Genomic DNA, 13,127 nt, shown 5'->3' with positions numbered 1-13,127 from the left:
GAAGTGGGCGCCGCGCTCCGCGGAACGGGCCGCTACGCGCGCGTGGGTGGCTGCTGCGCCCCGGTGGAGGGCAGGACCGGCACCAGGGTGTTCCACCGCGAGATCTGGCAGCCGTCGGTCCGCTTGAAGGAGGCGTCGATCGGCTGCCCCCGCCAAGTGCCCGTCACGTGCGCGGTCTGCGAGCCGCCGTGCACCTGGGTGCACATGGCGTCGCGCGCCACCGGCCGGAAGGGGTCGACGCCCTCGGCGGCGAGTCCGTCCAGACGCTCGCACGCGCGCGAGGGCGACGGGTGGCTCCCGCCCGCGGGACCGCACTCCAGCTCGTACGTCTTGTGCGCCCCTGAGCCGTCCTCGGAGTACGTCACCTTCAGGTGGTCGCGGGTGACGAGGTCGGCGGGCGGGGCGGGCACGGCGGCGGCCGGGGCGGCGAGGGCGCCGAGGGAGACGGCGACGGAGGCGACGGCGGTGAGGAAGGGGCGGCGTTCGCTGACAGGTTTCACGGGGGCTCTCCTGGGGTGTGCGGTTTCCAGCTCGCGCCGGCCCGGAGGGCGGGCGCCTGCCGCCTCCTTTAACGCCCCCGGTCGCGCCACGTTGCGGGGGCGGATAGCGCTTTGCCCTCCGGGCCGCGTGACTAGTACCGTGGAAGCCGCGATTGGTGGCGCGGCCCCCGGCTGTGTCATCATCTGCACGCACACCCGCGCTCGCGTGGGTGTCAGGTTGGAGGCGTCGCCTAGTCCGGTCTATGGCGCCGCACTGCTAATGCGGTTTCGGGGTAACCCCCTGATCGAGGGTTCAAATCCCTCCGCCTCCGCCGTGAAGCTGAAGCCCCGGTCCACTGGACCGGGGCTTCAGTGCTTCCCGCCCCCTCGCCCTCCTGGCCCTCCCGCGTCTGCGGGAACGTTTTCGCAGGTCACAAGGGGTGAGGCCAATGGATTTCACATGGCGGCGGCAGTCATGTAATGTTCTTCCTGTCGCCGCGAGCGGGGCCGAAAGGACCGGGAAGCGAAGACGAAAACAAAACAAGCACTCGTAGCTTAACGGATAGAGCATCTGACTACGGATCAGAAGGTTGCAGGTTCGAATCCTGCCGAGTGCACACAGAAGTGAGAGGCCCCGGACGTGAGTCCGGGGCCTCTTGCGTCGTGGGGGTCAGGCGGTTTTCACGGTGCCGCCGTCGATCACGTAGTCCGCGCCGGTGATGTTGGCCGCCACCGGGGAGAGCAGGAACGTGATCAGGGCCGCGACCTCGGTGGGCTCGGTGATGCGGTCCGATGCCATGCCGAAGGTCTGCGGGATCCGGGCCAGGAACTGGGCGTGGTCGGCGCCCGCAGCCGCGGCCACCGCGCCGCCGAAACCGTTCGGGTCCTCCCAGATCGCGGTCCGTACGACACCGGGCGAGACGGTGTTGACGCGGACGCCCCGGGGGCCGAACTGCTCCGAGAGCGCCTTGCCGAAGGCGGTGAGCGCGGCCTTGGCGGTGCTGTAGGCGATCGGGCCCGTGCCGGGCTGGCGGGCGTTGACCGACGAGACGTTCACGAGGGCGCCCCGCCGCTCGATCAGGCTGGGCAGCGCGGCGCGGGCCGCGCGGATCGCGCTGAAGAGGTTGATGTCCAGGGCGGTCTGCCAGCGGGCGTCGTCGACGTCGAGGAAGCCGTCGACGGCGATGTCGTCGCCCGCGCCGACGTTGTTCACGAGGAAGTCGACGCCGCCGAGTTCGCGGATGGCGTGCTCGACGAGTTCGGCCGGGCCCTCCGCGGTGCCGAGGTCCACGGCGTACGGCAGGGCGCCGGACTCCTTCAGCTCCGGGGTGATCGTGCGGGCGGCGCCCACCACGCGCACGCCCTCGGCGACGAGGGCGCGCACGGTGGCGAGGCCGATGCCGCGGCTGGCCCCGGTGACGACGGCGGTCTTTCCGGTGAGGTGCAGGTCCATGGGTGTCCTCAGGGTGAGTGAAAGTATTTGACCTAGGGGTACAGAATGTGGGTGTGCGGGGGCCCGCCCGGGGCCCTGAGGGCGGCCGGGACGCGTGAGCGGTGAGGTCAGAGCAGGTCCAGGGCCGCCCGGACGGTGCGGTGCATGCCGTCGGGGCCGTCCGCGACCCGCGCGGTCAGGCGCAGTCCGACCACCGTGTTCATGAGCAGGCTGCCGACGGCTTCGGCGTCGCGGTCAGGGGCGATCTCGCCCGAGCGCTTGCCCTCCTCGACCAGGGCCCGGAGCGTGGACTCGGTGCGGGCGAACATGTCACGGACCAGTTCGGCCGTGGCCCGGTCCGAGCCCGCCAGCTCGGCCGCCGCGTTCACGGCCATGCAGCCACGCCGGTCCGGGTCCTCCAGGTCCAGGGTCACCAGGAGTTCGAGGGCGGCGCGGAGGCGGCCCTTGACCGGGCCCTCGCTCTCGAAGAGCGCGATGAGGCGCACGGCCTGGGTGTCGCGGTAGCGGCGCAGGGCCCGCTCGAAGAGGGCGTGCTTGCTGCCGAAGGCGTTGTAGAGGCTGCCCTTGCCGATGCCGAGCGCGTCGACGAGGTCCTGCGGTGTCGTGCCCGCGTACCCCTTGCGCCAGAAGACCTCCATCGCCTGGTCCACGGCGGTCTCCGGATCGAACTGTCTCGGCCGTCCCATGCGGAGCAGCGTAACAGCGTTTTGTACTTTGAGGTCAACAACTTAAGCCGAGGCGTTGTCAGTGGCGTGCGTCATGCTCGGTTCCATGACGTGGTGGTGCACGGGGGTGCGGTGGCACGCGGAGGGCAGGCCCGCCCTCGGCTGGTACGCGCCCGGACGGGAGCCGCGCGAGAGTGCGCCGGTGTACGGTGCCGCGCTCGCCTTCCGTGCCAGGGGCGGGCGGCGGTGTCTCGGGGTGTGGCGCGCCGGGCGGTGGACGCCGTGCCCGGCGGGCGCGGGCGCGGGCGTGGCGGGGCGGGCCACGCGCGGGCAGTGCGAGGAGTGCGCGCGCGTCGACCGGGCGCACTCGGTCGCGGCGGACACCTTCGCCGACGATCCGCGGCCGTATCACGTGTACGTGGCGTGGTTCGGCCCCGGCGTGGTGAAGGTCGGCATCACCGGGGTCGCACGGGGCGGCACGCGCCTCCTTGAGCAGGGCGCGGTGGCGTACAGCTGGCTGGGGCGCGGCCCGTTGATGGCCGCGCGCCGCACCGAGGAGCTGCTGCGCACCGCGCTCGGCGTGCCGGACCGGATCCCGTACGCGCGCAAGAGGGCCCTGCGCGCACGGTTGCCGCCCCCGGCCGAGCGGGCCCGTGAGCTGGCGGAGCTGCACCGGACGGCGAGCGGGCTCGGCGGGTGGCCCGACTCGCTGGAGCGGCTGGCGTACGCGTGCGTGGACCACACCGGGGTGTTCGGGCTCGCCGGGGAGCCCAAGGAGGCGAAGGGGGCGGTGACCGAGCTGGTGGACGGCGGGGTGGTCGCGGGCACGCTGGTCGGGGCGGCGGGGCCGGATCTGCACCTGGAGGTGCGGCGGGGGACGGGAAGCGGAGGCGTGGTGGTCGTCGACGGGCGGGTGTTGAGCGGGTGGCGGCTGGAAGCGGTGGCGGGGGAAGCGGAGATGACGGTTCCGGTGCGGGGGATACCCGCGGTGCAGGGCGGGTTGTTCTGAGCCCGGAGGGGGCGCGGCGCGCCCCCTCCGGCGGCCATCCGCCCCAGCGACTCCTCCCGCCCGGGCCCCCTTTGCTGACCGGAAGGTCAAAACTGGCTGCCCGTTCGGCAAGGCGGGCTCGCCGAGGTGGACAGGGGGTTCTGCCGGCGGTGACGGTGGGTGCCATGACTGATCACGAGCTGAGCCGGCAGGACATACCCGACGTGACCGGCCCCGTCGGGCCCTTCGAACCGCCCTACTACTCCGTCGTGTTCACCGGCCTGCGCTCCGACGGGGACGACGGCGACGGTTACGACGAGACCGCGCGGCGCATGGACGAGCTGGTGGCGGCGGTCCCCGGCTTCCTCGGGGTCGACTCGGCGGGCACGCCCGGGGGCCTCGGCATCACCGTCGCGTACTTCCGGGACCTGGACGCGATCAAGGCGTGGCGGGACGACCCGGAGCACAGCGTGGCGCGGAAGCGGGGCCGGGAGGAGTGGTACGAGCGGTACGTGGTGCACGTGGGCAAGGTGGAGCGGAGTTATGGGCAGGGCCGGGGGACGGGGGTGGCCGGCCGTGGTGAGTGAGGCCGGAGTGCTGCGGGACGGCGGGAGGGAAGGCGGTGGGGAGGGGCGCGGGGAGGGGCGCGGGGAGGGGCGCGAGGAGCACGGCGAGGCCGAGGCCGTCGTGGCGTTCTGGCGAAGGCTCGGCCTTCCGGGGCTCGTCGACGTGCACACGCACTTCATGCCGGAGCGTGTCCTCGCCAAAGTGTGGGCGTACTTCGACGGGGTCGGGCCCCTGACGAACCGGAAGTGGCCCATCAAGTACCGGCACGACGAGGAGCGTCGGCTCGCCGTGCTGCGGGAGTTCGGGGTGCGGGCCTTCACGGCGATGCTGTATCCGCACAAGCCGGGCATGGCGCGCTGGCTCAACGGCTGGGCGGCGGACTTCGCGGCCCGCACGCCGGACTGTCTGCACACGGCGACGCTGTTCCCCGAGCCCGGCGTCGAGGGGTACGTACGGGAGGCGGTCGAGGCCGGGGCCCGGGTGTTCAAGGCGCATGTGCAGGTGGGGGCGTACGACCCGAACGACGCGCTGCTCGACCCGGCCTGGGGACTTCTTGCCGAGACTGGGACGCCGGTGGTGATGCACTGCGGCTCCGGCCCGGTGCCCGGCAAGCACACCGGGCCCGCGCCGGTGGGGCGGCTGCTCGCGCGCCACCCCCGGCTGCGGCTCGTCGTGGCGCACATGGGGATGCCGGAGTACGCGGACTTCCTGGACCTGGCGGAGCGGTACGGGGAGGTGCGGCTCGACACCACGATGGCGTTCACGGACTTCAGCGAGCGGGACGCGCCGTTCCCGCGCGCGGAGCGGGCGCGGCTCGCGCACCTCGGCGACCGGGTGCTGCTCGGCACGGACTTCCCCAACATCCCGTACGGGTACGGGCACCAGCTGGAGGCCCTGGAGCGACTCGGCCTCGGGGACGAGTGGCTCAGGGGGGTGTGCCACGGGAACGGGGCGCGGCTGTTCGGGCTTGAGTGAGGCCTTGGGTGAGGCCTTGCGCGAGGGCTTCATGGGCGCTGCCCCGCCCGGCTCGCAGGGCACCGCCCCCGGCCCCGCGCCCCCGCCCCGCCCCGCCCCGGGCCCCGGCCCCGCCCCGGCCCCGCCACCCTTCTTAGGGAATTCACAGGAACCCGCAAGCCCCCTCTCACCCCCCGCGTCGACGCTGAGGGCATGACCACGACCTCGCCCCAGGGGCGTACCGAACTGCTCAGGCCGGACGGGCGTCCCGTTCGCGTGCTCGTCGTGGACGGCGAGGTGGCGCTCACCGAGCTGTTGTCCATGGCGCTGCGCTACGAGGGCTGGGAGATCCGCAGTGCCGGTGACGGCCTGGGGGCCGTGCGGGCCGCGCGGAGCTTCCGGCCCGATGTCGTCGTGCTCGACATGATGCTGCCCGACGCGGACGGCCTGTCCGTGCTCGGCCGGGTGCGGCGGGAACTGCCGGAGGTGCCGGTCCTCTTCCTGACCGCCAAGGACGCCGTCGAGGACCGGATCGCCGGGCTCACGGCGGGTGGGGACGACTACGTCACCAAGCCGTTCGGCCTGGAGGAGGTCGTCGCGCGGCTGCGCGGCCTGATCCGGCGGGCCGGGGCGGCGCCCGGGCGGCGCGGCGAGTCCGTGCTCGCCGTCGGCGACCTCACCCTCGACGAGGACAGCCACGAGGTGACGCGCGGCGGGCAGTCCATCCACCTCACGGCCACCGAGTTCGAGCTGCTGCGGTACCTGATGCGCAATCCGCGGCGCGTGCTCAGCAAGGCGCAGATCCTCGACCGGGTGTGGAGCTACGACTTCGGCGGCCAGGCCAACGTCGTCGAGCTGTACATCTCGTATCTGCGCCGGAAGATCGACGCAGGCCGCGAGCCGATGATCCACACCCGGCGGGGCGCGGGTTACCTGATCAAGCCCGCCCCGGTAGCGGCATGAGCCGTTGGGCCCACGCTCCGGGCCCGGCCCACGGCCTGCCGGAGTGAGTTCCTCCGAAAACTTCTTGTACGCCGTAAGGCAGCTCCTCTACGGTGTATGACGCGTTCGGCCTCATACACCGTAGAAGACAGGAGCCCTCCATGACGGCGACCACCGCCGAGCCCCCCGGGGCAGGCGCCACGCCCCGGGACCGGCACCCGCGGCGCTGGCTGATCCTCGGTGTCATCTGCCTCGCCCAGCTCACGGTGCTGCTCGACAACACCGTGCTGAGCGTCGCCATCCCGTCGCTCACCCGCGAGCTTGACGCCACGTCGTCCGACATCCAGTGGATGATCAACGCGTACTCGCTCGTCCAGTCGGGCCTGCTGCTCACGGCGGGCAGCGCGGCGGACCGCTACGGCCGCAAGAAGATGCTGACCGCGGGCCTCGTCCTGTTCGGCGCGGGCTCGCTCGCGGCGGGCCTCGCGCAGTCCGCCACACAGCTCATCGCGGCCCGCGCCGGGATGGGCGTCGGCGGCGCGCTCCTGATGACCACCACCCTCGCCGTCGTCGTGCAGATCTTCGACGACGACGAGCGGGTGCGGGCGATCGGCCTGTGGGCGACCGTGAACTCCCTCGGCTTCGCGGCGGGACCGCTGCTCGGCGGCTTCATGCTGAACCACTTCTGGTGGGGCTCGATCTTCCTGATCAACATCCCGGTGGCGCTGCTCGGCGTCGTCGCCGTGGTCCGCCTGGTCCCCGAGTCCAGGAACCCGCAGGGCGACCGGCCCGACCTGGCCGGCGCGGTGCTCTCGACGATCGGCATGGCCTCGGTCGTGTACGCGATCATCTCGGGGCCCGAGCACGGCTGGACGTCGGCGCACGTCCTGGTCGCGGCGGGCGTCGGCCTGGGTGTCCTCGCCGTGTTCGCGGTCTGGGAGACGCGGATCCCCTACCCGATGCTGGACATGCACTTCTTCCGGAACAAGCAGTTCGTGGGCGCGGTGACCGGCGCGATCCTGGTCGCCTTCGGCATGGGCGGCTCGCTCTACCTGCTCACCCAGCACCTCCAGTTCGTCCTCGGGTACGAACCCCTGGAGGCCGGCCTGCGCACCGCGCCGCTCGCGGTCGCCGTGGTGGCCTTGAACATGGTGGGCATCGGCGCGCGCCTGCACGCCAAGCTGGGTACGCCCGGCACGATCCTGACCGGCATGACCATGATGGCGGGCGGGCTCGCGGTGATCGCGGTGTTCGGCGGCCACGCCTACTCGGGCATGTTCGCCGGGCTCGTCCTGATGGGCGCGGGCATCTCGTTCGCCATGCCCGCGATGGCCAACGCGATCATGAGCGCGATCCCGCCGGAGAAGGCGGGCGTGGGCGCGGGCGTCAACGGCACGCTCGCGGAGTTCGGCAACGGCCTCGGCGTGGCCGTCCTCGGCGCCGTCCTCAACGCCCGCTTCGCGGCGCTCGCCGGGGTCTCCGCCGCCTCCTTCCCCGCGGCCATGGCCGCGGCGGGTTCGGCGGGCGAGCGGGAGCGCGTCGCCGACGCGTTCTCCTCGGGCCTGGAGACCAGCCAGCTGGTGGGCGCGGCCGCGGTGTTCCTCGGCGGCGCCGTCGCGGCGGTGCTGCTGTGGCGGGCCGGCAGGACGGAAGCGGGCGAGCACCCGCGGGAAACCGTGGAGCAGCCGTCCGCGTAGCTCCGTGGCGCGGGCACCGGCATAGCATCGAAGGCGGGTGGCCGGAGCGTTCCGACCCCCCGCCCCACCCACCGGGAGCAGGACCCGTACCAGGAAGGTGCGCCATGGCGAAGGCAGCCGACCGCGCGAAGCGAGCGGCGCGCATGAGCGTCTGGCTGGAGAGCAGGGCGCCCCGGGGCTCGGGCCGCAGGGGCGACCAGCCGTCCGGTCTGGACCGGGAGCGCATCACCGAGGCCACGGTCCGGCTCCTGGACGCGGAGGGGCTCGCCAAGTTCTCCATGCGCCGCCTCGCCGCTGAGCTTGAGGTCACGGCGATGTCGGTGTACTGGTACGTGGACACCAAGGACGACCTGCTCGAACTCGCCCTCGACTCGGTCTGCGCCGAGGTCCGCCTGCCCGACACCGAGACCGACCCGTCCGCGTGGCGCACCCAGCTCGGCGACCTCGCGCGGTCCTACCGGGCGCTGCTGGTCCGCCACCCGTGGGTGTCGCCGCTGGTCGGCCAGTTCCTGAACATCGGCCCGAACTGGCTGCGGTACTCCCTCGCCGTGCAGCGCGTCGTGCGGAACACCGGCCTCGCGCCCCAGCAGCGCAACGGCGCGATCGCCGCGGTCTTCCAGTTCGTGTACGGCTTCGGCACGATAGAGGGCCACTTCATCGCCCGCTGCGACGACGCCGGGATGACCCTCGACGAGTACTTCCGCGACGCGGTCGGCACGGTGAACGAGGAGATGTCGGGCAACGAGACGATCCGCAGCGCCCAGGAGCTGATGAACTCCCGCACCGAGGCCACGGTCGTCGAGATGTGGGAGCGGGACTTCGAGATCGCCCTCGACCTCCTGATCGCGGGGATCGAGGGCCTGCTGTCCCGCTCCTGAGGGCCTAGGCCCCCGGCAGTTCCTCGCCGCGCACCGCCTGGATGTCCAGCTCCACGCGCAGCGTCGTGCCGATGGCGGCGATCCCGGCCCGTACGACCTGGTTGTAGTTCATGGCGAAGTCCTCGCGCCGCAGCTCGGCGGTGGCGCGGAAGGCGGCGCGGGTGCCGCCCCAGGGGTCGGCGCCGGTGCCGAGGCAGACCAGATCGAGGTCCACGGGCCGCACGACGCCGCGCATGGCCAGCTCGCCGCGCACGGTCCAGCGGTCGGCCCCCGCGGGCTCCAGGCCCGTCGACCGGTAGGTGATCTCCGGGTACGCCGCCACGTCCAGGAAGTCGGCGCCCTTCAGGTGCTCGTCGCGCAGGCCGTTGCCGGTGTCGATGGAGGCGGCCCGGATCACGGCCTCCACGCGGGACTTCGCCAGGTCCTCCGCGACCTCCACGCGCCCGGAGAACTCGGTGAACCGCCCGTGCACGCTGGAGATCCCCAGGTGCTGGGCGACCGCGCCCACGGAGGAGTGCGCGGGGTCGATCGTCCACGGCCCGGCCGCGGGCAGCTCGGCGCCGCCCGCGCGGGCGAGGACCACCTCACCCACCTCGGCGCGGCCGCTCGCGGTGACCAGGGCGGTGGCCGCGGCGGGCGCGTACCCGACGGCGGTCACGATGACGGTGTACGGACCGGCCGGGAGCGCGGTGGCGTCCCGCACCGCGCCCTCCGCGTCCGCCTCCACGCGCAGTACCTGCGCCCCCGTCATGTCCGTGACGGTCACGACGGCGTGAGGCACGGCCCATCCGTCCCGGGTCCGTACGCGCGCGCTGATCCCCATCCCACAACTCCCGTTTGCTCTGTCGCTGCTTGCCGCGGGGGCGCGGCCCCCTGAATGACCGGTCCGGGGCGGTGCCGGCCGGCCGTCCCCTGCCGTGGAAACGCCGGCACCACCCCGGACCGGGGCCGGTCACTCGCCCGGGTGGGCGAGTTCGATCTCGTGCCCGTCGACGCCGTCCCCGGCGACGACCAGGGCGGTGGCCACCGGCGGGTAGCCCGCCGCGATGACGGTGTACTCGCCGCTGTCCAGGTCGGTGAAGGCGTACGCCCCGTCCGCCCCGGTGGTCGTGCCGGCCACGACGTTGCCCGCCGCGTCCACGAGGGTGACCCGCGCGTCGGCGAGCGGTCCCCCGGCGGCCCGCACGGTGCCGAGCACCCGCGCGCCGGGCCGCAGTTCGGCCTCGACCCGGGTGACGCCCACGGCGGCGATCTCGACGGGCAGCGCCACGGGCCGGTGCCCCGGCGCGTTCACGGCGACGGTGACGGCGCCCGGCACAAGCTCGCCGAAGGCGAACGCGCCCTGCTCGTCCGAGGCCCCGGTGGCGAGCACGTCGCCGCGCACGTCGGTCACCACGACCATCGCGCCGGCCAGCGGCTCCTTGCCCTCGGCGGTCCGCACGACTCCGCTGAGCCCGCTGGTCCCGCTCAGGAGCACGTCGTACGCGAGCGGCTCGTCGCCCACCACGACGGTCGAGGCCTGCGGCTGGAACCCGTCGGCTGCCGCGATGAGCACGTACGACCCGGCGCCGGGCGCGTCCACGGCGTACGAGCCGTCGGCCCGCGCCACCGAGCGCCCGACCTGCTGCCCGCCGAGCGAGATCAGCGTGACCGCGGAGCCGGGCACGGGTGCGCTCTCGGCGCCGCGCACGAAGCCGCGTACCGGGATCCCGCCACCGGTCGCCGGGGCGGACGCCTGCGCGGCCGAGGCCCGGACGGCGTGCGCCTGCTCGGCGGTCGCGCCCTCGGCGGTCGCGGCGACGGCGGCGAGCACGGGCTCCTCGACGGGGGCCGGGGCGGCGGAGGAGCCGGCGGCGGCCGGGGCGGTCTCGGCGGACTGGGCCGCCGCCGCGGCGGACCGCAGCGGGACCTCCTTGATGAACAGGGTGATCAGGAACGCGACGAAGGCGATGGGCGCCGCGATCAGGAAGACGTCGGCGATGCCGTGCCCGTACGCGCTCTCCATGACCGTGCGGAACGGCTCGGGCAGCTTGTCCAGGTCGGGAATGCCGCCACCGGCGGTCCCGCCGTGGCCGAACGCCGCGCCCCGAGGGCCGAGATCGGCGATCCCGTCCTTCACGTAGTCGGTGATCCGCGTGGACATCACGGCGCCGAGGGCGGAGACACCCATGGCCCCACCGAGCGACCGGAAGAAGGTCACCACGGAACTGGCGGCGCCGATGTCCTGCGGGTCCACCTGGTTCTGCGTGCACAGCACCAGGTTCTGCATCATCATGCCGATGCCGAGCCCCATCAGGGCCATGTAGACGGCGATGTGCCAGTACGGGGTGTCGTACCGCATGGTGCCGAGGAGCCCGAGCCCGGCGGTGAGCAGCACACCACCGCTCACGAGCCAGGCCTTCCACTTCCCGGTCTTGGTGATCAGCTGCCCGGAAACAGTCGACGAGACGAACAACCCACCGATCATCGGAATGGTGAGAACGCCCGACATGGTCGGCGACTCACCCCGGGCCAGCTGGAAGTACTGGCTGAAGAACACGGTGCCCGCGAACATCGCGACACCCACGAACAGCGAGGCCGCCGAGGCGAGCGTGATGGTCCGGTTCCGGAAGAGCCGCAGCGGGATGATCGGCTCACTGGCCCGGGACTCCACGAGCAGGAACAGCAGCCCGAGCAGCACCGAGCCACCGACCATCGTGTACGTCTGCCACGACAGCCACTCGTACTTCTTGCCGGAGCCGCTGCCCGCGAAGGTGATCCAGATGAGCAGCAGCGACACGGCGGCCGAGATGAGGAGCGCCCCGCCCCAGTCGACCTTCACGTCCCGCTTCACGACGGGCAGCTTCAGGGTCTTCTGAAGCACCACAAGAGCGATGACGGCGAACGGCACACCCACGTAGAAGCACCAGCGCCAGCCGAGCCAGGAGGTGTCGGTGATGACACCGCCGAGCAGCGGCCCACCGACGGTGGCGACGGCGAAGGTGGCGCCCAGGTAGCCGGAGTAACGCCCCCGCTCACGCGGGGCGATCATCGCGGCCATGACGATCTGCGCGAGCGCGGACAGACCGCCGACGCCGATGCCCTGCACCACACGGCAGGCGATGAGCATGCCCGCGTTCTGCGAAAGCCCGGCGACGACCGACCCGAGGACATAAATGACGAGGGCGATCTGAACAAGCGCCTTCTTGCTGAACAGGTCGGACAGCTTGCCCCACAGGGGAGTACTGGCCGTCATGGACAGCAGCGCGGCGGTGACGACCCAGGTGTAGGCGGACTGACCGCCGCCGAGGTCGCCGATGATCTCGGGCAGGGCGTTGGAGACGATCGTCGACGACAGGATCGCGACGAACATGCCGAGCAGAAGGCCGGAGAGCGCCTCCATGATCTGGCGGTGGGTCATCGGCGCGTTGTCGTGCTGATGCCCTCCGTGCTTGGCATGGCTGCCCCGCACACCGGACGGTGTGGATGTTGCCATGGGGTTCCTTTTCCTGGTTCTTACGCGGGTGTACGGGTGGGTGCCGTGACGCGCGGCGCGGCGGACCTGCAGTCACCGAAGCTGTCGCGGAGCCGGGCCATCAACGCGGTGAGCAGGCCGACTTCGTCGTCGGACCAGTCGCTGAGCCGCTCGGAGAGCAGCCGCGTGGTGGACTCGGAGAGCACTTCCATCTGCCGCTCACCGGCGGGGGTGAGACGCAGGATGCGCGAGCGCTTGTCGGCGGGGTCGGGGGACCGGTCGATCCAGCCCCGCTCCGCGACGTGCGCCACGTGCCGGCTGGTCACCGACATGTCCACCGCGAGCAGCTCCGCGAGCCGGCCCATCCGCATCTCGCCGTAGCGGCTCAGCAGGGTCAGTACGGCCGCGGAGCCCGCCGGGCAGTCGTGCGGCAGGATCCGTGCGAGGTCGCGCTTGACGGCGCCGATGGCGCTGAGCTGGCGGGCCAGCTCCTCGTACTGACGCTGAGCGGCCACGACACCCTCACTTTCGTTGCTTAGGGCAACGATAAAAGCGGTTGGTTGCCACAGGCAAACGAAATCGGCCCCAGCCCCCTAAAACCCTGGCAAAGCTCAGTACCCCCCTCTGTAAAGTCCCCGGTCAGAGGGGGGTTGGGCGGAACACCCCGGATTCGCTAGGGTCCTGCCCCATGGCACACAACCCCCATGCCCCGCAGGGCCCCGAGGGTCAGCACGACCCGGCCGGCTCCACGCAGATGTTCCGCGCCTTCGTCGACGAGACCCCACAGGGCCGCTCACGGCCGCAGCAGGCGCCCGCGGGCCCGCGCATCGGCCTGATCATCGGCGTCGTGGCGGCGATCGCCATCGTCGCGGCCGTGGCCTGGCTGGCTCTGAAGTAGCCGGGAACACGCCAAGCGCCGACACAAACCGGCCAAGTCTCTTTGACGCCGCAGTTCGGAACCACCGGGGGACGGCCGCCGACGAAACGTGAGGGGACACGCCGGTATGTCCGCCCGGAGCACAGCAACGGCAGTGCCCCGCGCGGGAGTCC

General features: G+C 72.5%; 13 protein-coding genes and 2 tRNA genes. 9 read left to right on the top strand and 6 right to left on the bottom strand.

Features of this window, described 5'->3' with window-relative positions; all coding sequences use genetic code 11:
- Nucleotides 1-32: 32 nt before the first annotated feature.
- A complete protein-coding gene (locus AC07GB_RS03240) occupies nt 33-500 on the bottom strand; it encodes an SSI family serine proteinase inhibitor (RefSeq protein WP_478841497.1) in 468 nt (155 codons plus the stop codon).
- A gap of 219 nt (nt 501-719) precedes the next feature.
- Here AC07GB_RS03240 and AC07GB_RS03235 point away from each other — a divergent pair.
- Nucleotides 720-811: transfer RNA gene (locus AC07GB_RS03235), tRNA-Ser, on the top strand.
- A gap of 212 nt (nt 812-1,023) precedes the next feature.
- A tRNA-Arg gene (locus AC07GB_RS03230) sits at nt 1,024-1,096 on the top strand.
- Between the two features lie 53 nt (nt 1,097-1,149).
- On the opposite strand, the gene AC07GB_RS03225 is transcribed toward AC07GB_RS03230, so the two are convergent.
- On the bottom strand, nt 1,150-1,932 hold the full coding sequence (locus AC07GB_RS03225; RefSeq protein ID WP_478841496.1) for an SDR family NAD(P)-dependent oxidoreductase: 783 nt from the start codon (nt 1,930-1,932) through the stop codon (nt 1,150-1,152).
- 107 nt (nt 1,933-2,039) lie between these two features.
- Nucleotides 2,040-2,618, bottom strand: a complete 579-nt coding sequence (locus AC07GB_RS03220) for a TetR/AcrR family transcriptional regulator (protein ID WP_478841495.1) — start codon at nt 2,616-2,618, stop codon at nt 2,040-2,042.
- Nucleotides 2,619-2,703: 85 nt separating this feature from the next.
- Between AC07GB_RS03220 and AC07GB_RS03215 the strand changes: the two genes are divergently transcribed.
- The 6 genes from AC07GB_RS03215 to AC07GB_RS03190 all read left to right on the top strand — a co-directional run bounded on the left by AC07GB_RS03215 (nt 2,704) and on the right by AC07GB_RS03190 (nt 8,623).
- On the top strand, nt 2,704-3,606 hold the full coding sequence (locus tag AC07GB_RS03215) for a DUF2797 domain-containing protein (RefSeq protein WP_478841494.1): 903 nt from the start codon (nt 2,704-2,706) through the stop codon (nt 3,604-3,606).
- Nucleotides 3,607-3,770: 164 nt separating this feature from the next.
- Complete coding sequence (locus AC07GB_RS03210; protein WP_478841493.1) at nt 3,771-4,172, top strand: antibiotic biosynthesis monooxygenase family protein; 402 nt, start codon at nt 3,771-3,773, stop codon at nt 4,170-4,172.
- 100 nt (nt 4,173-4,272) lie between these two features.
- Entirely contained in the window at nt 4,273-5,127 is an 855-nt protein-coding gene (locus AC07GB_RS03205; protein WP_478841759.1) for an amidohydrolase family protein, read from the top strand.
- A 192-nt stretch (nt 5,128-5,319) separates the two neighbouring features.
- A complete protein-coding gene (locus AC07GB_RS03200) occupies nt 5,320-6,069 on the top strand; it encodes a response regulator transcription factor (protein ID WP_478841492.1) in 750 nt (249 codons plus the stop codon).
- A 140-nt stretch (nt 6,070-6,209) separates the two neighbouring features.
- Entirely contained in the window at nt 6,210-7,745 is a 1,536-nt protein-coding gene (locus AC07GB_RS03195; protein ID WP_478841491.1) for an MFS transporter, read from the top strand.
- A gap of 104 nt (nt 7,746-7,849) precedes the next feature.
- Nucleotides 7,850-8,623 (top strand): TetR/AcrR family transcriptional regulator, encoded by a 774-nt coding sequence (locus AC07GB_RS03190; RefSeq protein ID WP_478841490.1) that lies wholly within the window; start codon nt 7,850-7,852, stop codon nt 8,621-8,623.
- A 4-nt stretch (nt 8,624-8,627) separates the two neighbouring features.
- On the opposite strand, the gene AC07GB_RS03185 is transcribed toward AC07GB_RS03190, so the two are convergent.
- The 3 genes from AC07GB_RS03185 to AC07GB_RS03175 form a co-directional block, all read right to left on the bottom strand.
- Nucleotides 8,628-9,446, bottom strand: coding sequence for a YceI family protein (locus tag AC07GB_RS03185; protein WP_478841489.1), 819 nt, complete (start codon nt 9,444-9,446; stop codon nt 8,628-8,630).
- A gap of 129 nt (nt 9,447-9,575) precedes the next feature.
- The gene (locus AC07GB_RS03180) at nt 9,576-12,023 is read right to left on the bottom strand and encodes an MFS transporter (RefSeq protein WP_478841758.1); all 2,448 of its coding nucleotides are present in this window, start codon (nt 12,021-12,023) and stop codon (nt 9,576-9,578) included.
- A gap of 95 nt (nt 12,024-12,118) precedes the next feature.
- A complete protein-coding gene (locus tag AC07GB_RS03175) occupies nt 12,119-12,592 on the bottom strand; it encodes a MarR family winged helix-turn-helix transcriptional regulator (protein ID WP_478841488.1) in 474 nt (157 codons plus the stop codon).
- Nucleotides 12,593-12,765: 173 nt separating this feature from the next.
- Here AC07GB_RS03175 and AC07GB_RS03170 point away from each other — a divergent pair, with 173 nt between their 5' ends.
- Entirely contained in the window at nt 12,766-12,975 is a 210-nt protein-coding gene (locus tag AC07GB_RS03170; protein ID WP_478841487.1) for a hypothetical protein, read from the top strand.
- The last annotated feature ends 152 nt before the right edge of the window (nt 12,976-13,127 follow it).

Source organism: Streptomyces sp. NPDC045778 (assembly GCF_056431945.1).
Note: the sequence above shows the minus strand (reverse complement) of the source record. Positions and strands in the feature narration are given on the sequence as shown.